Source organism: Paenibacillus tengchongensis, assembly GCF_008973665.1.
Lineage (GTDB): Bacteria > Bacillota > Bacilli > Paenibacillales > Paenibacillaceae > Paenibacillus_AQ > Paenibacillus_AQ tengchongensis.
Genome location: NZ_WACP01000013.1, coordinates 1 through 20,289, shown reverse-complemented (window position 1 = coordinate 20,289; position 20,289 = coordinate 1). Strand labels below are relative to the sequence as shown.

17 protein-coding genes, 2 rRNA genes and 1 riboswitch are annotated in these 20,289 nt (G+C 57.9%); all 19 genes read right to left on the bottom strand.

Annotation, left to right across the window (positions count from 1 at the left end):
* Positions 1-5 precede the first annotated feature (5 nt).
* Entirely contained in the window at positions 6-1,553 is a 1,548-nt protein-coding gene (gene purH / locus F1381_RS20400) for a bifunctional phosphoribosylaminoimidazolecarboxamide formyltransferase/IMP cyclohydrolase (RefSeq protein ID WP_151736695.1), read from the bottom strand.
* A 643-nt stretch (positions 1,554-2,196) separates the two neighbouring features.
* The gene (gene purN, locus F1381_RS20395) at positions 2,197-2,820 is read right to left on the bottom strand and encodes a phosphoribosylglycinamide formyltransferase (RefSeq protein WP_151736694.1); all 624 of its coding nucleotides are present in this window, start codon (positions 2,818-2,820) and stop codon (positions 2,197-2,199) included.
* Positions 2,820-3,860 carry a phosphoribosylformylglycinamidine cyclo-ligase gene (gene purM, locus F1381_RS20390; protein WP_151736693.1) on the bottom strand — a complete coding sequence of 347 codons (1,041 nt, stop codon included), beginning with the start codon at positions 3,858-3,860 and terminating at the stop codon, positions 2,820-2,822. The genes purN and purM overlap by 1 nt, the downstream gene beginning before the upstream one ends.
* 116 nt (positions 3,861-3,976) lie before the next feature.
* A complete protein-coding gene (gene purF / locus F1381_RS20385) occupies positions 3,977-5,473 on the bottom strand; it encodes an amidophosphoribosyltransferase (protein WP_151736692.1) in 1,497 nt (498 codons plus the stop codon).
* Complete coding sequence (gene purL / locus F1381_RS20380; protein WP_151736691.1) at positions 5,458-7,710, bottom strand: phosphoribosylformylglycinamidine synthase subunit PurL; 2,253 nt, start codon at positions 7,708-7,710, stop codon at positions 5,458-5,460. The genes purF and purL overlap by 16 nt, the downstream gene beginning before the upstream one ends.
* Positions 7,688-8,377, bottom strand: coding sequence for a phosphoribosylformylglycinamidine synthase subunit PurQ (purQ, locus tag F1381_RS20375; protein WP_151736690.1), 690 nt, complete (start codon positions 8,375-8,377; stop codon positions 7,688-7,690). Before purQ ends, purL begins: the two co-directional genes overlap by 23 nt.
* A gap of 5 nt (positions 8,378-8,382) precedes the next feature.
* Entirely contained in the window at positions 8,383-8,628 is a 246-nt protein-coding gene (gene purS / locus F1381_RS20370) for a phosphoribosylformylglycinamidine synthase subunit PurS (RefSeq protein ID WP_039298247.1), read from the bottom strand.
* A 273-nt stretch (positions 8,629-8,901) separates the two neighbouring features.
* Entirely contained in the window at positions 8,902-9,792 is an 891-nt protein-coding gene (locus F1381_RS20365; protein ID WP_151736689.1) for a phosphoribosylaminoimidazolesuccinocarboxamide synthase, read from the bottom strand.
* A 37-nt stretch (positions 9,793-9,829) separates the two neighbouring features.
* Positions 9,830-11,125: an adenylosuccinate lyase gene (gene purB / locus F1381_RS20360; protein WP_151736688.1), complete on the bottom strand. Its 1,296-nt coding sequence runs from the start codon at positions 11,123-11,125 to the stop codon at positions 9,830-9,832.
* A gap of 6 nt (positions 11,126-11,131) precedes the next feature.
* The gene (gene purK / locus F1381_RS20355) at positions 11,132-12,550 is read right to left on the bottom strand and encodes a 5-(carboxyamino)imidazole ribonucleotide synthase (RefSeq protein ID WP_246188126.1); all 1,419 of its coding nucleotides are present in this window, start codon (positions 12,548-12,550) and stop codon (positions 11,132-11,134) included.
* Between the two features lie 20 nt (positions 12,551-12,570).
* Positions 12,571-13,056 (bottom strand): 5-(carboxyamino)imidazole ribonucleotide mutase, encoded by a 486-nt coding sequence (gene purE / locus F1381_RS20350; protein ID WP_151736687.1) that lies wholly within the window; start codon positions 13,054-13,056, stop codon positions 12,571-12,573.
* Between the two features lie 235 nt (positions 13,057-13,291).
* Positions 13,292-13,393: riboswitch (purine riboswitch) on the bottom strand.
* A 151-nt stretch (positions 13,394-13,544) separates the two neighbouring features.
* Positions 13,545-13,979: a universal stress protein gene (locus F1381_RS20345; RefSeq protein ID WP_151736686.1), complete on the bottom strand. Its 435-nt coding sequence runs from the start codon at positions 13,977-13,979 to the stop codon at positions 13,545-13,547.
* A gap of 101 nt (positions 13,980-14,080) precedes the next feature.
* Entirely contained in the window at positions 14,081-14,347 is a 267-nt protein-coding gene (locus F1381_RS20340; RefSeq protein ID WP_151736685.1) for a DUF1294 domain-containing protein, read from the bottom strand.
* Between the two features lie 80 nt (positions 14,348-14,427).
* Positions 14,428-15,681, bottom strand: coding sequence for an MFS transporter (locus F1381_RS20335; RefSeq protein WP_151736684.1), 1,254 nt, complete (start codon positions 15,679-15,681; stop codon positions 14,428-14,430).
* Between the two features lie 36 nt (positions 15,682-15,717).
* Positions 15,718-17,856 carry a DNA topoisomerase III gene (locus F1381_RS20330; protein WP_151736683.1) on the bottom strand — a complete coding sequence of 713 codons (2,139 nt, stop codon included), beginning with the start codon at positions 17,854-17,856 and terminating at the stop codon, positions 15,718-15,720.
* Positions 17,857-18,178: 322 nt separating this feature from the next.
* A complete protein-coding gene (locus tag F1381_RS20325; protein WP_151736682.1) occupies positions 18,179-18,928 on the bottom strand; it encodes an acyl-[acyl-carrier-protein] thioesterase in 750 nt (249 codons plus the stop codon).
* A gap of 178 nt (positions 18,929-19,106) precedes the next feature.
* Positions 19,107-19,802 (bottom strand): dTMP kinase, encoded by a 696-nt coding sequence (locus tag F1381_RS20320; protein ID WP_187355472.1) that lies wholly within the window; start codon positions 19,800-19,802, stop codon positions 19,107-19,109.
* Positions 19,803-19,945: 143 nt separating this feature from the next.
* A 5S ribosomal RNA gene (gene rrf, locus F1381_RS20315) occupies positions 19,946-20,062 on the bottom strand.
* A gap of 130 nt (positions 20,063-20,192) precedes the next feature.
* Positions 20,193-20,289, bottom strand: a 23S ribosomal RNA gene (locus F1381_RS20310); the annotation flags it as partial.

Below are 20,289 nucleotides of genomic sequence, written 5' to 3'. Positions count from 1 at the left end.
GCCTCCTAGTGCTTAAAGTGGCGGACGCCGGTGAAGACCATGGCGATGCCGTATTCGTTGGCTACCTTAATGGATTCCTCGTCCTTGATCGAGCCGCCCGGCTGAATGACCGCAGTAATACCGGCCTTTGCCGCCAGCTCCAGCGTATCGCCCATCGGAAAGAACGCGTCGGAGGCCAGCACAGCGCCTTTTGCTTTCTCTCCGGCTTGTTCAATCGCAATCTTCGCCGCACCGACGCGGTTCATCTGGCCGGCGCCGACGCCGACGGTCATATCGTCCGCTGCCAGCACGATGGCATTGGATTTCACATGCTTCACAACCTTCCAGCCGAAGAGCAGCTGCTTCAGCTCTTCTTCGCTCGGCTTGCGGTCAGTGACAACCTGCAAGTCCTCAGCGTTGACGGAGTGCACGTCGCTCTCCTGCACGACCATGCCGCCTTCAATGGAGGTAACCACGAAGCTGCTCTTCCGCGCTCCGGCAGCGCTGAGCTGGCCGATTTTCAGCAGGCGGATATTCTTCTTCTTCGTCAGGATCTCCAGCGCTTCGTCTGTGAAGCCCGGAGCAAGTACGATTTCCAGGAAAATATCCTTCAGCAGATTGGCCGTATCCTGGTCAATGATCCGGTTGGCTGCGACAATGCCGCCGAAGATGGAGGTCGGGTCGGCGTTGTACGCTTTTTGATAGGCTTCATATACGCTCTCGCCTACGCCCACACCGCAAGGATTCATGTGCTTAACGGCCACGACCGCCGGCTCTTCGAACTCCTTGACGATCTGCAGCGCCGCGTTGGCATCATTGATATTGTTGTAAGACAGCTCCTTGCCGTGCAGCTGCTCAGCTGCGGTCAGCGTGTCAGACGCGGCCAGCGGCTTGCGGTAGAACGCCGCCTTCTGGTGCGGATTCTCGCCGTAGCGCAGGTCCTGGATCTTCTCATAAGTGACCGTATAGCGCTCCGGCAGCGGTTCGCCGGTTACATTCGCCAGATAATCGGCGATCAGGGCATCGTAAGCCGCCGTATGGCGGAAGACTTTGGCCGCAAGGCGTTTGCGGGTATCAAGCGTTGTATCGCCCTCTGCACGGATTTCCTCCAGCACCTGGGCATAATCGCCGGCATCGACCACCACGCTGACGAACGCATGGTTCTTCGCCGCCGAACGCAGCATCGTCGGTCCGCCGATATCGATGTTCTCGATGGCTTCCTCGTAAGCGACATCCGGCTTGGCAATCGTCTGCGCGAACGGGTACAGGTTCACCACCACCAGATCGATGTAGTCGAGCCCCAGCTCGCTCATCTGCTTCGTGTGCTCCTCGTTGTCGCGGACAGCCAGGAGACCGCTGTGTACGGCAGGATGCAGCGTTTTAACGCGGCCATCCATAATTTCCGGGAAGCCTGTCACATCGGATATCCCGATGACCGGCACCCCTTCTTTAGCCAATAGTGTGCTCGTACCGCCCGTGGAGATAATTTCTACGCCCAATGCAGACAACTCGCGGCAAAAATCCACGATGCCCTGTTTATCCGATACGCTGACCAGCGCTCTTTTGATACTCACTTTGAATAGTCCCCCTCGGATGGTGCAAGATTGGTAGTTCAAGTTGATAAGCCAATGAATCCGTTTGGCGGCAGCCCGCGACAGGTACTGTGGTAGGTGACGCGGTAGGTATCGCGGTAAGAGCCCGCCCCGCTTTGGCCGCCGTTGCCGCCAAGGACTTAGGATACGCGTTGCAGTAGCGTTATGCCATTGCCATTGGCCTGGCCGGATCGGTAAGTTCGCGCGCGTTGGCTTAGCTTTCGGCCCGGATCGGCAAGCTCTCAGCGCGTTGCCGCAGCTTTCTGCCCGGATCACAACACTTGCAACGGGCCTGCCGCTAGTTGGATTTCTGCCATCTAATTCGGTGATAAATAGCCCCTCAATGTCACTTAGTTGGATAATCGCCATCTAATATCTGACATTTCGCGCGCAAGACCTGAGTCTATCCAAATTAGTGTGGCAAAATCCACCTAAATCTGATTACCCTGCAAATTTGCTCAAAATAAGCGGCGAAAATCCACCTAGTTCTTCCGTATTCCGACAGTCTCCCGCCGCTTGTGCAATATTTCCCGAGAAATATCGGAATTGTCCGCTTACTTCCGGAAATGTCGATTAAAGCCGATACTGGTCCGCTTAAATTCGAGCTTGTCTATCTGAAGTTGCTTCAATTCTCTGCTCCACGTACACGTACCTGTCTCCCCTGCAACTCTACTCTTCCCTCGGCAAAAGCGCGCACGACCTCCGGGTACAGCTCATGCTCCACCCGGTGAATCCGTGCAGCAAGCGATTCCGCCGTGTCCCCGGGCTCCACCGCTACCGCGCGCTGCGCAATTACAGGCCCGGTATCCATGCCTCCGTCGACAAAATGCACCGTAACCCCGGTCAGCTTCACACCATAGTCCAGCGCCTGGCCGATAGCGTCCTTCCCGGCAAAAGCCGGAAGCAGCGACGGATGCACGTTGATGATCCTTCCGGTATAAGGCGTGAGCAGCACCGGGGTAATCAGCCGCATATATCCGGCGAGCACAACCAATCCGATCTCCCGGCGCTGCAGCTCGGCGACGATCCGGGCCTCATACTCTTCACGGGAGGCGAAATCCTTGGGCCGCAGCAGCAGAGGGGCGATGCCTGCCTCCTCCGCCCGCTGTGCCACCGGCGCTTCCGGACGGTCCGATACCAGCAGCTCAATCCGTCCCTGCCCGAGCCGCCCCTGCCGCTGCGCTTCTATAAGCGCGCTGAAATTGCTGCCCTGCCCGGAGGCAAATACAGCGATCCGTGTACTGCGCATCACACTTCGGCTCCCGTGAAGGTTACCTTGCGCTCTCCTTCCGTTACAGCACCGATGAGATAAACTTCTTCACCGCTAGCCTTCAGCAGCTCCAGCGCCCGTTCGCTGTCGGCGGCGGCTACCACCAGCACCAGCCCGATGCCCATGTTGAAGGTGGTGAACATATCGCGGTTGGACACCTTGCCCTGGCGCTGCAGCAAATCAAAGACCGGCAGAACCGGCCACGAGCCGTAGTTGATTTCAACATTAACGTCATCCGGCAGGACACGCGGAATGTTCTCGATAAATCCGCCGCCGGTAATATGAGCCATTCCCTTCACCGGCAGCTGCTCCAGCAGCGCCAGCAGCGGTTTGACATAGATTTTGGTCGGGGCCAGCAGCACATCCGCAAGCGGTGCGCCGAGCTCCGGCAGCACCTCATCGAGACTGTAGCCGCCCTCTTCCAGCAGCAGCTTGCGCACCAGCGAGAAGCCGTTGCTGTGCACCCCGCTGGAGGCCAGCCCGATGACGGCATCGCCGGCGGCGATATTGGCGCCCGTAACCAGCTTGGCCTTATCGGCCACGCCCACGGTGAAGCCGGCAATATCATACTCGCCTTCGGCGTACATGCCCGGCATCTCGGCAGTCTCGCCGCCGATCAGCGCGCAGCCCGCCTGGTGGCAGCCCTCAGCAATCCCGGCCACAATGGCCTCAATCTTCTCCGGCACGACCTTGTCGCAGGCCAGGTAATCGAGGAAGAACAGCGGCTCGGCGCCCTGCACGACAATATCGTTCACGCACATGGCGACGGCATCGATGCCGATCGTGTCATGGCGGTCCGCAGCGAAAGCGAGCTTCAGCTTCGTACCCACGCCGTCGGTGCCCGATACCAGCACCGGCTCTTCATACTTATCTTTGTTCAGGCCGAACAGTGCGCCGAATCCGCCCAGTTCCGTCATCACTTCCGGACGGTAAGTGCGTTTCACATGCTTCTTCATGCGTTCTACCGCTTCATTGCCGGCCGCAATATCCACTCCGGCATTCTTGTAAGCCTCAGACACGATGGGCCACCTCATTTGATTAGTTTGATTGTGTTTATTCAGGGAAGCAGGACCGGGACCGGGGCGGAGCCCTCCGGAATCCCCCTTTTTAAGGGGGACTTAGGGGGTTCCCCACTCTAGCACGAACATCCGTCTTTCTCTTCCCCGCCGAAATCCACCTGCGTCGGGTAGTCATTGTCGAAGCAGGAGAGGCAGAGCCCGCCTTTGTAGTCGCCGCCGTTAAGTCCGCCGACGGACTGGATTAATCCTTCCGGTGAGAGAAACGCCAGCGAATCGGCATTGATCTCCCCGCAGATCTCTTCGATCGTCTTATAAGAGGCGATCAGGTCGCGGCGGTCCGGGGTATCAATCCCGTAGAAGCACGGGTTCTTGAATGGCGGTGAGGTAATCCGCACATGCACTTCAAGGGCGCCGGCTTCGCGCAGCAGATTGACGATCCGGCGCGAAGTGGTGCCGCGCACGATGGAGTCGTCAATCATCACGACGCGCTGGCCTTCGACGACGCGGCGCACGGCGCTGAGCTTCATCTTGACGCCCTGCTCGCGCAGCTCCTGGCTCGGCTGGATGAAGGTCCGGCCGGTGTATTTGTTCTTGATCAGCCCGAGCTCATAGGGGATGCCTGTCTGCTCGGCATAGCCGATAGCCGCCGAGATACTGGAATCCGGCACGCCGGTGACGATATCGGCGTCGACGAACGCTTCCAGCGCCATCCGGCTGCCCATCCGTTTGCGGGCGGCGTGCAGGTTCGAGCCGTTCAGATCGCTGTCCGGCCGGGCGAAATAGATATACTCCATCGCGCACAGCGCCTTGCGCTGCGGCTCCGCGAAGCGGTCCTCGGTCAGTCCGTGCTCGTCCAGCACCAGCAGCTCCCCCGGCTCGATATCGCGGACCAGGGTCGCGCCGATGACTTCCAGCGCGCAGGACTCCGAAGCGAAGACATAGGCTTCGCCGATCCGGCCCATGACCAGCGGACGCAGGCCGTTCGGGTCGGAAGCGACCAGCAGCTTGTCATTGGTCATCAGCAGGAAGGCAAAGCCGCCGACCAGCTCGGTCAGCGCCTCCTTGGCCGCTTCGACGAAATCCTTCGGCGAACGCGCAATCAGATGCGCCAGCACCTCGGTGTCGCTCGTCGTCTGGAAGATCGAGCCGCTGCGTTCCAGCCGCTTGCGGATCAGCGGCTCATTGACGATATTGCCGTTCGTGGCAATGGCCAGATCGCCGTCGCGGTATTTGAAGACGAGCGGCTGGGCATTGGTCAGCCGGCTGTCGCCGCTGGTCGAATAACGTACATGTCCAATGGACATGTTCCCGATCAGCGAAGCGATTTTGTCCTTGTCGAAGACTTCCTTGACAAGACCCATGCCGCGGTGATAATTGAAGCTGCGCCCATCTGCTACGCAGATGCCCGCGCTTTCTTCCCCCCGGTGCTGCAGGGCGTGCAGCCCGTAGTAGGACATGGAGGCCGCCTCCGGGTGTCCGAAGACTCCGAAGACGCCGCATTCTTCTTTCAATGTGTCAAAAATATCTCCCGAAACCGTTCCTTCGTTATAATAATCGCCGGTCCACAGGATAGGGGCTGCCTGCTTGTTCCCGGTCTTTATTTCATAAGACATGGAATAGCATCCTCCCAAACGGTTGTAAGTTCACTTACAGCTTCATCCAGCACAGCTACAGGTCCGCCGTCTAAGGTAACCCGCAGCCGGTCTCCGCCGACCGTGCCGATTACGGCAACGGGAACGTCGTAGGCTGCGATTGCGGCTTTCAGCTCTTCCGCCCGGCCAGGCCTAGCCGTCAGCAGAATGCGGGATTGGCTCTCGCTGAACAGCGCCACATCGGCGCGGAGTCCGCCGGAGGCCAGCTCCACGTTCGCGCCGGTCTTGCCGCTGATGCAGCTCTCGGCCAGCGCGCCTGCGAGGCCGCCTTCCGAGAGATCATGCGCGGAGGATACCAGCCCGCCGCGGATCGCAGCGAGCACGGCGTCCAGCAGCTTCTGCTCGGCAGCCAGGTCGAGCGCCGGCGGACGGCCTTCCGTTACGCCATGCACGGCATACTGGAATTCGCTGCCACCCAGCTCTGCGAAGGTTGTGCCCAGCAGCAGAATGGCGTCGCCTTCCTGCTTGAAGCCCTGCGTTGTAATATGGTCGGTATCTTCAACCAGGCCCACCATGCCGACAACCGGTGTCGGATAGATGGCTCCGGTGGCATTTTCGTTGTACAGGCTGACATTCCCGCCGATGACCGGCGTATCCAGCACGCGGCAGGCCTCGGCCATACCGTCTACGGCGCGTTCCATCTGCCAGAAGATTTCCGGCTTCTCAGGACTGCCGAAGTTCAGGTTGTCCGTGATCGCCAGCGGCTTCGCGCCGGAGCAGACAATGTTGCGGGCCGCTTCGCTGACTGCGATCCGTCCGCCCACCTCAGGATCAAGATAGACATACCGGCCATTGCAGTCAGTCGTCATCGCCAGGCCCTTGCGCGTGCCGTGAATCGTCACGACGGCAGCATCGGAGCCGGGGCGGACCGCCGTGCTGGTGCGGACCATGTAGTCATATTGGTTATACACCCATGCCTTGCTCGCGACGGTCGGCGAAGCCAGCACCTTGCGCAGCGCGCCGCCCAGGTCCTTCACTTCTTCATAACGCAGCGTATCGACGCCAGCATTTGCTTCATAATAGGCCGGAACCGCTGAAGGCTTCCGGTAGATTGGACACTCGTCCACCAGCGCTTTGACCGGCATGTCGCCGACCACTTCGCCGTGATGGAACAGCTTGAGACGGCCGTCGTCGGTCACCTTGCCGACCTTACGGCAGATGACGCCCCAGCGGTCGAAGATTTCCTGCGCCTGCGCTTCATCCTTCGGTTCCACAACGAACAGCATCCGTTCCTGCGATTCCGACAGCATCATTTCGTAAGGCGTCATGCCCTCCTCGCGCTGCGGCACCTGGTCGAGGTACAGCTCCAGACCGTTGCCCGCCTTGCTGGCCATCTCTGCGCTGGAGCAGGTCAATCCGGCTGCACCCATGTCCTGAATGCCCAGTACAATGCCGCTGTCGATCAGCTCGAGGCAGGATTCCATGACCAGCTTCTCCATGAACGGATCGCCGACCTGCACCGCCGTCCGCTTCGCTTCCGACTCCTCGCTCAGCTCGACGGAAGCGAAGGTGGCCCCGTGGATGCCGTCGCGTCCGGTTGGCGGACCGACATAGAAGACCGGGTTGCCTACGCCCTTGGCGACGCCGCGCTGGATTTTGTCGTGATCGATCAGTCCGACGCACATGGCATTAACCAGCGGATTGCCGTCATAGCTGTCGTCGAACATGATCTCGCCGCCGACCGTCGGAATGCCGATACAGTTGCCGTAGCCGGCGATGCCGGAGACGACATGCTCGAACAGGTATTTCACGCGGTCGCTCTCAAGCTTCCCGAACCGCAGGGAGTTGAGCAGCGCCACAGGTCTAGCGCCCATCGAGAAAATATCGCGGATAATCCCGCCCACCCCGGTCGCCGCGCCCTGATAAGGCTCTACCGCCGAAGGATGGTTGTGGCTTTCAATCTTGAAGACAACCGCCTGGTTGTCGCCGATATCGACGATCCCCGCGCCTTCGCCGGGTCCCATCAGCACGCGCGGCCCGCTTGTCGGGAAGCGCCCGAGCAGCGGCTTGGAGTTCTTGTACGCGCAGTGCTCGGACCACATGACGGAGAATACGCCGATTTCTGTATAGTTGGGCAAGCGGCCCATGAAGGAAGTAATCAGTTCATATTCGCTGTCCGACACCCCGAACTGGCTGTAAATTTTCTGCTCCGCAATCTGCTCTGCGGTCGGCTCCTTAGCGGATACTTGCTGCGTCATAACGATCCCTCCATGTCTTGAGAATGGATGTGAACATCCGTTTGCCGTCTTCCGAGCCGAGCAGGCTGCTTACTGCGCGCTCCGGATGCGGCATCATGCCGACAACATTGCCCGCCTGGTTGCAGATGCCGGCGATATCGGCGACCGAGCCGTTCGGGTTGTCCGAATATTGGAAGACAACCTGATTATTCGCCTGAAGCGATGCCAGCGTCTCTTCATCGCAATAGTAGTTGCCTTCCCCGTGGGCGATCGGGATAACGATCTCCTCATCTTTTGCATAGTCAATGGTAAACGGGGTTGTGTTATTAACGACTTTAAGCACCGTATCATGGCAGCGGAACTTCATCGACATGTTGCGGCGCAGCGCTCCCGGCAGGAGGCCCGCTTCGGTCAGAATCTGGAACCCGTTGCAGATCCCGAGCACGAATTTGCCCTGCTCCGCCGCTTTGGCCACTTCAGCCATTACCGGAGCGAAGCGGGAAATCGCGCCGCAGCGCAGATAGTCACCATAAGAGAAGCCGCCCGGAACGAGGATGCAGTCATAGGCCGAGAGGTCCGTCGCCGTATGCCAGACATAATCCACCGGTTCGCCCAGGCTGTCTTCCACCGCTTTGTAGCAGTCAATGTCACAATTGGAGCCCGGAAAGACAAGAACAGCAAATTTCATGAGGTTCAGTCCTCCAATTCATAACGGTAATCTTCGATCACCGTGTTGGCCAGCAGCTTCTCGCACATATCCTTCAGGCGGCCTTCGGCTTCGGCCCGGTTGTCCGTATCGAGCGTCAGCTCCATATATTTACCGATGCGCAGCGACTCCACTTCCTGGAATCCGACGGAATGCAGCGCTCCCTGTACGGCTACACCTTGGGGATCGAGCACGCTCTTCTTGATGGTGACATAGACTGTCGCTTTTAACATACGCTTATAGTTCCTCCTAAAGTTTAATCGGGCTATCCTGTCCAATCCTGTTTTTAGCGGTGGCCCCGTTATTCTGAACATGATGATAACTGTATTCCGTGCAGCTAAATTCCGGTTTGTCCGGCAAAATCTGATTATAATTGCAGATGTTACAACTATAATCGGCCATTACGCAGCCCCTCGGATAAAACGCCGAATATAGTTGTACTGGATACATCTATTGTTTCATTTTCCGAATTCATGACTAATATAGCTGCACATTCTGCAGTTAACCTACAGCTGGTTCCCCGTCAGACGGTGATAAATATCGAGATAACGGCGGGTGGTTTCTTCCACGACCTCTGCCGGCAGCGGGTCCGGGGTGCTGTTCTTGTCCCAGGAGGAGGCGGACAGGTACGTCCGGACCGGCTCCTTGTCCATGCTGTCGATCTCAATGTCCAGGGCATAGTTCTCTTTGGCCCAGAACCGGGACGCATCGGGAGTAAAAATCTCGTCAATCAGAATCACCTTGCCATTCAGCAGCCCGAACTCGAATTTGCAGTCCGCCAGGATGATGCCGCGCTCTTCACAGTATTCTCTGGCAAAAGCGAACAGCTGCAGGCTCTTTTCCTTCAGCTCCAGCGCAAGTTCGGCGCCGATCAGCTCCTGCATCCGCTCAAAAGGAATGTCCTCGTCGTGCCCGACATCGTTCTTGGCCGCCGGCGTGAAGATCGGCTGCGCCAGCACCGCATTCTTGCGCAGGCCTTCGGGCAGCTTGATGCCGTTAACCTCGCCGGTCTGCTCGTACTGCCGCCAGCCGCCGCCGGTAATGCAGCCGCGCACCACGCATTCGATATCGATGCGCTCTGCTTTGCGGACGACCATCATGCGATTCTTCAGCGCTTCCTTGTCGCGGGCGATGCCGCCAAGATGATCCACATCGATGTGCACGACATGGTTCTCCATCAGATGCCGGGTCTTGCCGAACCAGAAGGCGCTGAGCCGGTTCAGCACATTGCCCTTCTCCGGCACGGCCGGATCAAGCACATAGTCGAACGCCGAGATGCGGTCGGTCACAACAATCAGCGTATGTTCGCCCAGATCGTACAGCTCGCGGACTTTTCCTTTGTAGAGCAGCGGTGCATCAACGAGATCCACAGCCGTGGATACGGCAGGGTGAGTCATGGAAATTTCCTCCCTTGAACAAATAATTGCCCTAACTTCAAATCAGGCCCAGCTTGCGGAAAATCGTATCGACATGCTTCAGATGCCACGATGGATTAAACGCATCCTCAATCTCTTCCGGACTCAGCACCGCCGTTATTTCCGGTGTAGCTTCCACAATGTCGCGGAACTGGGTCTGCTGCTCCCATGCCTGCATAGCGCGCGGCTGCACGGTATCGTAGGCCTGCTCGCGGCTGAAGCCCTTGTCGATCAGCTTGGTCAGCAGACGGCCGGAGAACGGTACACCGTAGGTACGGTTCATGTTGCGTTTCATATTTTCCGGGAAGACGGTCAGGTTCTTCACAATGTTGCCGAAGCGGTTCAGCATGTAGTTCAGCAGCATCGTCGCATCCGGCAGGATAATCCGTTCCACCGAGGAGTGCGAGATGTCGCGTTCATGCCACAGCGCCACGTCCTCATAGGCGGTTACCATATGCCCGCGGATGACGCGCGACAGGCCGGAAATGTTCTCGCAGCCGATCGGGTTGCGTTTATGCGGCATGGCGGAGGAGCCCTTCTGACCTTTGGCAAAAGCTTCCTCAACCTCGCGCACTTCACTCTTCTGCAGTGCACGGATTTCGGTCGCAAACTTGTCGAGCGAGGTGGCGATCAGCGCCAATGTCGCCATATATTCAGCGTGACGGTCACGCTGCAGCGTCTGCGTCGAGATCGGCGCCGGGCTGGTGCCCAGCTTGCGGCAGACGAATTCCTCCACGAACGGATCGATGTTGGCGTAGGTGCCGACTGCACCGGAGATTTTGCCGAACTGGACGCCGTTTGCGGCATGGCGGAAGCGCTCCAGGTTGCGTTTCATCTCCTCGTACCAGAGGGCCATCTTTAGGCCGAAGGTAGTCGGCTCCGCGTGCACGCCATGGGTACGGCCCATCATCGGGGTATCCTTGTAGGCTACCGCTTTGTCCTTCAGAATCTCAATGAAGTTGATGATGTCCTTCTCTAGAATCTCATTGGCCTGGCGCAGCAGGTAGCCGAGCGCCGTATCCACCACGTCAGTGGAAGTCAGGCCGTAGTGCACCCATTTGCGCTCTGCACCAAGGCTCTCGGATACCGCACGGGTAAAGGCGATGACATCGTGGCGGGTCTCCAGCTCAATCTCACTGATCCGGTCAATGTCGAATTTCGCATTCTCGCGCAGCTTCACGACATCCTCCTGCGGGATCACTCCCAGCTCGGCCCACGCCTCGCAGGCGCACAGCTCGACTTCCAGCCAGGCGTTGAATTTATTCTCTTCGGTCCAAATGGCCCGCATCTCGGGTCTGCTGTAACGTTCGATCATATCGGTCTAGTTCCTCCAAAGGTTAGTTTGCTCCACCCAGGCCAGCGCGTCAGCGGTGTCCCGGCAGAGCAGATTAATATGGCCCATCTTGCGGCCGGTCTTGCTCTCAGTCTTGCCGTATATATGAAGCTTAGGAATCACACCCAGTTGCTGTGCTATTTCATCCGCCCGTACGGTGCGCTCTACGGCGCCCTCCAGGTGCTGGCCCAATACATTCACCATCACCACAGGCGTGAGCAGCGTGGTCTCACCCAGCGGCAGATTGCAGACTGCGCGGACATGCTGCTCGAACTGCGACGTTGCACAGGCGTCCATCGTGTAATGGCCGGAGTTATGCGGACGCGGCGCCAGCTCGTTGACGAATAATTCGCCGTCCTCAGTCACGAACATCTCTACCGCCAGCAGTCCTACTGCATCCAGTCCAGCGACCAGGCGCTCGGCCAGCTCGCAGGCCCGGCGCTGAATCTCCTCCGGCACCCGTGCCGGTACGATCGACAAGTGAAGAATATTGTTCACATGGATATTCTCCGCCGGCGGGAAGCTCTTCACTTCGCCGGAGGCGCTGCGCGCGGCAACCACGGAGATTTCGCAGCGGAAGCTGACGAACTTCTCCAGCACCAGCTCGGGCACCCCACCCTGCGCGGCGCCCGGCGCCACCTGCCGGAACGCGGCTTCCAGCGCTTCCGGCTCCCGGATGACGGCTTGTCCCTTGCCGTCGTACCCCCCTGTGGCCGTCTTCAGCACACAGGGCAGGCCCAGCTCGGCAGCCGCGGCCGCAAGCTCGTCCAGGCTGCCGACCTTGCGGTACGGGGCAACCGGCACGCCTGCCGCCTCGATGGCGGCCTTCTCGCGCAGCCGGTGCTGCGTCGTATACAGCAGCCGGCTGCCCTGCGGCACGTACGCTTCCTCCGTCAGCAGCGCGGCTACGCCCGCGTCGACGTTCTCGAACTCGTACGTGATGACATCGGAGCGGCGCGCCAGCTCGCGCGCCGCCGCAAGATCGCTGTACGCCGCGGTGATCTGCGGCGACACCTGCCCGCACGGCGCATCCGGCGCCGGATCGAGCGCCACGAAGCGGTAGCCCATGGCGCTGCCGGCAAGCGCCAGCATCCGGCCGAGCTGGCCGCCGCCGAGCACGCCGACCGTCGCGCCGGGCGCCAGCGTCTTCACCGCCGCGCCGCCGCCTGCTTCAGCCCTGCCCGCATCGGCCTTACGCTCCCCGGCTCCGCCAGCACTCGCTTCGGTCTTACGCTCCCGGGCTCCGCTAGCACTCGCCTCAGCCTTACCCGACTCCGTTTTTCTCACTCCGCCTTTACCCGCTTCGCCGCCCCCCGCTACAGCCGTTCTCTCCCCGGTACCGCCAGCGCCTGCTTCAACCTTCTCCGCGTCAGCCCCGGCTGTCCGCCATCCCTTCTCCGTGCTCATGCTGCCCGGTTCCCCCTGTCTCATAGGCTGTCGCTGCTATCCAGCACTTCACGCTGGATAGCCTCGCGCCGCGCGGCTACCCGCGCGGCCACCTCCGGCTCGTAGGCGCCGATGATCTGCGCCGCCAGCAGGCCGGCGTTCACCGCACCCGCACGGCCGATTGCCACCGTAGCGACCGGAATGCCGCCCGGCATCTGTACGATGGAGAGCAGCGAATCAAGGCCGTTCAGGGCCTTGGTCTGCACCGGCACGCCGATGACCGGCAGCACCGTCTTCGCTGCCACCATTCCCGGCAGATGCGCAGCGCCGCCCGCACCGGCGATAATAACGCGGAGTCCCCGGCCCGCGGCTTCCTCCGCATAACGGAACATCAAGTCCGGCGTACGGTGCGCGGAGACAACCTTTTTCTCATAAGGAACCTTTAATTCCTCCAGCACGGCACAGGCATGCTCCATTGTCTCCCAATCCGACTTGCTGCCCATAATTACTCCAACCTGTACAGACATGCTTCAACCTGCCTTTCCGTTCTCTGTATTCTAGCTCGCCGGTATAGGTTCCCCCTTCTCTACCAGTATCCCATAAATCAGAACAAAAAAGCCCGGATTCCAAACGCAAGCGACTCGCGGGTGGACCGGACTTCTGCAGGAGAACAGGTGGCTTATGCCGGCATCCGCCGAATTGCGGCATGCGGCAGTACACAGCCCGCCGCCCCGGCTATCCGGGGAGCGCTTTAAGGCCGCTGGGGCGTTCCTGTTTCCTCGTAGTCCGGCAATTTACGGTTACCGGGTAGAGACTTCCGGGCCCTATTCCCGGATATATACGAGCTCTTCATAGGTTCAGTTTAACAATGCCCTACACTTGATGTCAACTTAAACACGAACATTGTTATATCTTGTCTCCCAATTGTTCGCTTTTGGGCACAAATCAAGCGGTCATGCCACCAGCTGCCGCATACAAAAAGGGGAACGCCGCAGCGTTCCTCTCTTCACTATATTTATTTAACGACCAGCACCGGAATGCGGGCGCTCTGAACCACATTGTGGCTGACACTGCCCAGGACGAATTCGCGGATACCGCCCAGTCCCCGGCTGCCGATGACAATGACATCGATGCCGTTTTCGTTTGCATAATTCAGAAGGACTTCGGCTGGTGAGCCTTGCAGCAGTTCCACTGTGGCATTCAGTCCTTCGGCTTCAAGGCGTCCTTTAACCTCATCCGTAGTCTGAACCGCTAAATCGTAATAATCCTTGTTTACGGAAGCCGGCAGGGGCGCCAGCGCCTCCCCGATGAAGAACCGCGGAAACTCAAAGGCGTGGACGACATGCAGCGATGAACCCGGAGTGAGCTTGGCCAGTTCAATCGCCCGCTCAAGCGCTTTGTTGGAAGCTTTGGAACCGTCGTAGGCAAGCAGAATTTTCGAGAATAACATGTACGCCACCTCTTTCTGTATCATCGTAAAATTACCCCTCACCGCGGGGCTCTTGCTCCGCAGCCTGTCCGGATCTGATCCGGGCTTCGGAACTGCCAATTCTATGACTGCAGAAAATACCCGTAGAGTACGAAGTTAAGCAGCAGCAAGAGCGGAATTCCGATCCGGAAGGAAGCATGCCGTGTCTTGTGCCGTTTACGGTACATCGCTATCAGCACACCGAGGGCCCCGCCCATAAAGGCCAGCAGGAACAGCGTCTTCTCCGGCACTCTGTCGCGCCGTTTGCGCGCCTTATCCTTATCCTCGGCCATGACGACATACCCGATCACATTAATAATGACAAACCACAGCAGTATTCCCCTAACCATCGCTTCCGGCTCCTCCTCCTGAGCTTCCCTCTACTATTCATTATAGTACCCCTGGCGGCAAAAGACCAATCCTCAGCCTGTTACCGCTCCTTCGCGTCCACAACCTTACTTTGCATGACAGCACCCGCATTCTCCCGCTCCCTGAGCCAGACCCAGGACAATACCGCTGCCGCCGCTGCTGCTGCTGCACCCAGCCAGAACCCGCCCCGGAGTCCATAGGCTGAGCTTACCCACCCTGCCACGAATGGTCCGCCGGACATCCCGACCGCATATACGGCCTGGTAGAATCCCATTGCCGTAGCCCGTTTGTAAGGCTCCACTCCGGATACCGACTTGCCAAGCAGCAACGGAAAAATCAGCCCCTGCATCAATCCGTTGCCCACCTGCGTGGCACACAGTACGGCCAAGGTCGGCGCCGCAGGAATCAGCAGCGTAAATACCGCTGTTCCGGCAAAGCCCAGCAGCAGTGTGCCGCGGTCGCCCAGCCGCCCGCCGAGCAGGCGCGAGCCGTACAGCGTCGCTATGGCATGAGGCAGCATAAAGGCCAGTGTCAGCCAGCCCAGCTCGCTTTTGGCGGCACCCAGGGCAAGCGCCTGATTCGGAGTATAACCGAACATGGTAATAAACAGCACACAATGCGCGAGTACAGATAACAGGGAGACCTTAACCAGCAGCGGCTCCCTGACCACCGATGCTAGATCCTTGATCTGAATCCCACCGGTATGGCGCTCCGCCTGTTGTTCCGGCAGGCGCAGGGTGAGTAAAGCTGCCACAGCCGCCACAACAAGTCCGATCATAAACGGGGCGTTCCAGCCCCAATGCTCGACAATTGTCCCGCTGACCAGCATACTGGCAAGCTGGGCAATGACGGTGGCAAACTGCAGCATGCCCATCGCTTTGCCCGCATCCTCCTTTGGAAAATACCCGGCAAACATCACCGAGTATACCACCCATGCCGATGCTGCAACTCCCGCTACGGCGCGCGCGGCCAGCGCCCAGCCGGGATGCGCCCCGGCCATGAACAGCAGGCAGCTCGCTCCGCTGGCCAGCAGTCCGAGCAGGACGAACGGCCGGCGGCGGTTCAACATATCCGAGCCGATGCCGATCGGCAGTCGGCACAGAATCTGTACCAGCCCATATACGCCTAGCACCGCCCCGACCATCGTATACGATGCACCAAGAGACTCCACATAGGGTGACAACACCGGTACATAAATGTAGGAGGAGAACCAGAACATAAATACAATCACCAGGAAGAACCATCGGCTGTCTTTATTCTTCTCCAGAGCGGCAGGTCGGTCTACCGCTTTCCGCTGCTTTTTCGTGATAGCCATTCCATCCCCCGCTTCTTCTATCCGTACACTTGATCTCTATTTACCCTTCTCCTTCGCTTCCATGGCCGCCTTGAGCAGGTCGCCCAGGCTTGTGCCGGCGCTCTCCTGCTTGCTGTACTGCTGGACCAGCTTCTGCTGTTCGCGTTTGTTGATGTGCTTGTGGTCTTTATCCAGCGTCTCCGTGATTCCGCAGCCCAGGCACTGCACGAACATTCCCGCCTTGCCTTCCTTCAGCTCCATCTTCTTGTGGCACTGCGGACAGCGGCGGTTCGAGAGACGCTTCTCGCCCGCCCGGGTATATCCACAGTCGTCGGCCGGGCAGACCAGCAGCTTGCCGCGCTTGGTCTTCTTCTCCAGGAGCCGGGTGCCGCACTCCGGACAGTGGCTGTTCGAGACATTATGCGGCTTGTATTCCGCACTGCTGTTCTTGACGCCTGCCACCAGCTCCTTGGCCATGCCCCGGATGCCTTGCAGGAAGGGTTCCGGTCTCCCCTGCCCCTTGGCGATTCTCTCCAGCTCCGCTTCCCAGCGCGCCGTCAGCTCCGGCGTACGCAGCTGCGCCGCAACGAGCCCGATCAACTGCTTGCCTTTGCCGGTCGGGTGCAGCGAATTTCCTTGCCGTTCAAGCGTATCCGAGTTGACCAGCTTCTCAATGATGTCGGCGCGGGTAGCCGGTGTGCCCAGCCCGTGCTTCTCCATCTGCGTCAGCAGCGAAGCTTCCGTGTACCGCTTGGGCGGCTGGGTCCGGCCGGAGCGGATCAGGCAGCGCTCCACCTTGACGCTCTCCCCTTCTCGCAGCTCCGGCAGCTTCACACTGCCCGCAGCCGGCTCATCCCCGGCGTCATCCTCGTCCTCGTCGCTGCTCATATCTCCGCCGTACACCTCACGCCATCCGGCATCTTTGACGGTAGTACCTTTAATGTAGAAGCTTTCACCTTCTACATTGACGGTAACGGCCACCGCATCGTAACGCGCCGCCGGATAGAACAGGCAGATAAAACGGCGTACGATCAGATCATACAGCTTGCGCTCCTCCGGGCTCAGCTGATTGAGCAGCACCGTTTCCTCTGTCGGAATAATCGCATGGTGATCACTGACCTTGCTGTCATCGACAATGCGCTTGGTAACCGGCAGCGGCTTGCGCAGCAGCGGCCGGGCCAATGGAGCATACGGGCCGACGGCTACGCTTTCCAGCCGCTCCTTGAGGGTCCCGGTCATATCTGCCGTCAGATAGCGGCTGTCCGTACGCGGGTAAGTCACCAGCTTGTGCTGCTCGTACAGGCGCTGCAGTACGCTGGACGTCTGCTTGGCCGAGAAGCCGAACTTCTTGTTCGCGTCCCGCTGCAGCTCCGTCAGGTCATAGGCCAGCGGATGCGGCTCGGATTTCTCGCTTTTGTGAACCTTCACGACCTTGCCGGTGCGCCCGGTAAGCTTCTCTTTAAGCGCAGCGGTCTTCGCCTTGTCGAAGATCCGCCCGTCGCCGCCCGCAGCGCGCCAGCCGGCCTGAAAGCTGCCGAAATCGGCACTCAGCAGCTCATATTCCTGTGAGCGGAAGCCCGTAATCTCATTTTCCCGGTCCATGATCATACCGAGCGTCGGCGTCTGCACACGTCCGGCCGACAGCGGCGCCCCGAATTTGCAGGTCAGCGCCCGGGTCACGTTCAGCCCGATCATCCAGTCCGCCTCCGCGCGGCAGCGCGCCGATTCATACAGCCGGTCGAAATCCTTGCCCGGACGCAATGCGGCGAATCCTTCCTTGATGGCCTTATCTGTCTGCGAGGAGATCCACAGCCGCTTGAACGGCTTGCGCCAGCCCGCCATGTTCATGATCCAGCGTGCCAGCAGCTCGCCTTCCCGCGCGGCATCGGTCGCGATAATCAGCTCGCCGACATCCTGACGGTTCATCAGATGCTGGACCGCCTTGTACTGCTGGCTGGTCTCGCGCAGCACCTTCAGTTTGGTTTTGTCTGGGAGAATCGGCAGATCCTCCAGCGCCCATGACGCATACTTGCTATTATAATCCTCCGGCTCCGCCAGCCCTACCAGATGGCCCAAAGCCCAGGTTACGATATACTTCGGTCCTTCCATATAACTCTTCTGCTTGTTGCCGCAGCCCAGCACCCGCGCAATTTCCCGCGCAACGGACGGCTTCTCTGCCAATACTAATGCTTTCATAGTACGCTCCTTTCTCCATCAACAACTTATTATACCATTATTCAAAAGTCCGCAAATATCATCAGGCGGAAACCGCCCTCCCTGTATAAAATATAGCTAGTCGCCAGCCGAAAGGAGTCACAGCCAATGAGCAATTCAGAAACGTATAACCCCGGGGTTGCCTTGCTCCAAAAAAATCACCTCCATTTTCCTTGTACACCTATATAACGAACCCTGATCAGCGATTTGTGACATCCTGTGAATAAATGGTATAAAAAAAGCAGCTCTCCGTAGATGCGGTTAGCTGCTGATAAGCTCTCTAAAGTATGTGCCTTTGTTATGCTCACGGCTTAGCAAGTTGAAGGCAGGCTTCAAAGCAAACATGCCTGTCGCCCCGCCCACGGACATAAATCCCCTCTCCGGTCCAGGCTGAGCGCCAGACGGCGATCTCATCCCCGAAAGTAGCTTCCTGCGCATATGTAATATGAAGGCCGGTAAGCTCCGATTCCTCCCACTCTTCCAGCGACAATGCATCACAGCATAAATCGACATAACGGGCATTGTTAAGATGACCGTTGTTATCGAGCCCGCTGTATCTCACCTGATAGCGGTAAGCTTCCTCCAGCGGTTCATCGTCCGGAATCATCACTTTGTCGGGCAAGTTTCCCACAGAGTCCGCAAGATAAGGCTCCACTGTGACCGGAAGCGCTGAGGGGCGGAGAATCTTTCTTTTATCGATATCCACAAGCGCCCAGATGGAACGAGCTACAGCAATCTCCAGCCCTTCTTCGTCAAATATCCGGTAATCCCGCTGCCAGAGTGCTCCCCTGGTACCCTTGCTCCAGGTCTGCACGGTTAGCGATTCGTTCGGCTGCGGCAGGCGCTTAATCTCCAGCTTCATTGTGATGACCATCCAGCCCATTCTTGCCTCTATTATCTTCTCCATATCCAGGCCCAAACTGCTGACAGCCGAATCTGCAGCACGCTGCATGATATCAAGAAGATAGGAAAGCTTAACCCTGGAACGGAAATCGGTATCGCTGGCATGAACAAAAAAACGCTCTGTCCACAGTAAGTTGCTTGTCTTGTCCATAACTTATTCGCTCCTTCATTATTTCATCCACATCCATGCGCTGTATCCACATAACCTCTCCTGAAATCCACAGCAATCTGGGGAGTACTTGGGTCATATGGATAAAATCAACGCTATCCACATGTGCATAAGTTTTTTTATTTCAGGCCATCAACACCTTAGTAAACCTCTGGTATGTTTATATCGGGTCGGTTTCCAGAAGAGCGAGGACTTTATGAAATATAATATGGTGTTTTGCCTCCAGCTCTTGAGTCCCATCTACTATGAGCATGTTCTCTTTCTGCGCAAGCGCATTGAACCTTTCGGATAATATCGTCACGTTTTTGATATCTCTCATCAAGGGGCTCTTACCATCTGCACGCAGCCGATTTCTCTCATAGCTAAGGCTTGGTGGTATATCTAAAAAAATTGCTAAATCCGCTGCCGGAATAGATTGGTACAACGAACGAATTGCAGCTTCTTCAATCCAAAAACTTCTGTAAACAATATCATCGTACCAATACCGGTCCAATACCAGGTGGATTCCCTTCTCTAAAAGCGGGTCGAGACATTCGTGGTAAACCTGCAGACAACCCCCGGCAAACACAGAAGTGACAGCCATTGCATTTCCGCCATTTTGAAGTTCATCCGTATAAACAAAGTCATGCATTAACGGAAATCTATGTTTCCAGTCCAAACAGAGCCTGGTAAAAACTACGTCATATTGTGATAACTCTGTTAGCTTTTGCTTCGCTCGTTCCCCATAGTCCTCTACCTCAAATTGCAAAGCAGTACAGTTGAGTTGCATTTGTTGCAATCTCTTTTGTAAAAGATTCAACTGTGTTGTTTTTCCAGCACCATCAAGTCCACTGATACTAATGATTTTGCCGCGCATGCCTGCTGCCCCCTTAAGGTGGAAGATTAGACAAGCTACCATAGAGTTCTCAATAAACGATAAGCACCCTTTATAATATAAGTCTTTACAACTTAACACAAAAAAACCGCAAATGACATGATGTCAAATGCGGCTTTCCATGTGCTTGGCGGCGTCCTACTCTCCCAGGACCCTTCGGTCCAAGTACCATCGGCGCTGGAGGGCTTAACGGTCGTGTTCGGGATGGGTACGCGTGGAACCCCTCCGCCATCGCCACCAAACGGCAGGCCTTGATCGCCTGAAAACTGGATCGAAACGAATGTGCGTTTTAGCCCTTACTCGGTGTCCCGGGGTCCCCGAAAAGTACTCGGTGTACTCTCCGAAGCCTTCGCTTCACTTTTTGGGGTAATTTTGGATAAGCCCTCGACCGATTAGTATTGGTCAGCTCCATGCATTGCTGCACTTCCACCTCCAACCTATCAACCTCGTCGTCTTCAAGGGGTCTTAC

Excerpts from the sequence above, each read along its gene's own strand:
- F1381_RS20330 (WP_151736683.1), bottom strand. The coding sequence starts at position 17,856 with ATGAAAGCATTAGTATTGGCAGAGAAGCCGTCCGTTGCGCGGGAAATT.
- F1381_RS20345 (WP_151736686.1), bottom strand. The coding sequence starts at position 13,979 with ATGTTATTCTCGAAAATTCTGCTTGCCTACGACGGTTCCAAAGCTTCC.
- purL (WP_151736691.1), bottom strand. The coding sequence starts at position 7,710 with ATGACGCAGCAAGTATCCGCTAAGGAGCCGACCGCAGAGCAGATTGCG.
- purB (WP_151736688.1), bottom strand. The coding sequence starts at position 11,125 with ATGATCGAACGTTACAGCAGACCCGAGATGCGGGCCATTTGGACCGAA.
- F1381_RS20335 (WP_151736684.1), bottom strand. The coding sequence starts at position 15,681 with ATGGCTATCACGAAAAAGCAGCGGAAAGCGGTAGACCGACCTGCCGCT.
- F1381_RS20365 (WP_151736689.1), bottom strand. The coding sequence starts at position 9,792 with ATGACTCACCCTGCCGTATCCACGGCTGTGGATCTCGTTGATGCACCG.
- F1381_RS20320 (WP_187355472.1), bottom strand. The coding sequence starts at position 19,802 with ATGCGCGGCAAAATCATTAGTATCAGTGGACTTGATGGTGCTGGAAAA.
- purN (WP_151736694.1), bottom strand. The coding sequence starts at position 2,820 with ATGCGCAGTACACGGATCGCTGTATTTGCCTCCGGGCAGGGCAGCAAT.
- purF (WP_151736692.1), bottom strand. The coding sequence starts at position 5,473 with ATGTCTTATGAAATAAAGACCGGGAACAAGCAGGCAGCCCCTATCCTG.
- F1381_RS20325 (WP_151736682.1), bottom strand. The coding sequence starts at position 18,928 with ATGGACAAGACAAGCAACTTACTGTGGACAGAGCGTTTTTTTGTTCAT.
- purQ (WP_151736690.1), bottom strand. The coding sequence starts at position 8,377 with ATGAAATTTGCTGTTCTTGTCTTTCCGGGCTCCAATTGTGACATTGAC.
- purK (WP_246188126.1), bottom strand. The coding sequence starts at position 12,550 with ATGAGCACGGAGAAGGGATGGCGGACAGCCGGGGCTGACGCGGAGAAG.
- F1381_RS20340 (WP_151736685.1), bottom strand. The coding sequence starts at position 14,347 with ATGGTTAGGGGAATACTGCTGTGGTTTGTCATTATTAATGTGATCGGG.
- purE (WP_151736687.1), bottom strand. The coding sequence starts at position 13,056 with ATGTCTGTACAGGTTGGAGTAATTATGGGCAGCAAGTCGGATTGGGAG.
- purS (WP_039298247.1), bottom strand. The coding sequence starts at position 8,628 with ATGTTAAAAGCGACAGTCTATGTCACCATCAAGAAGAGCGTGCTCGAT.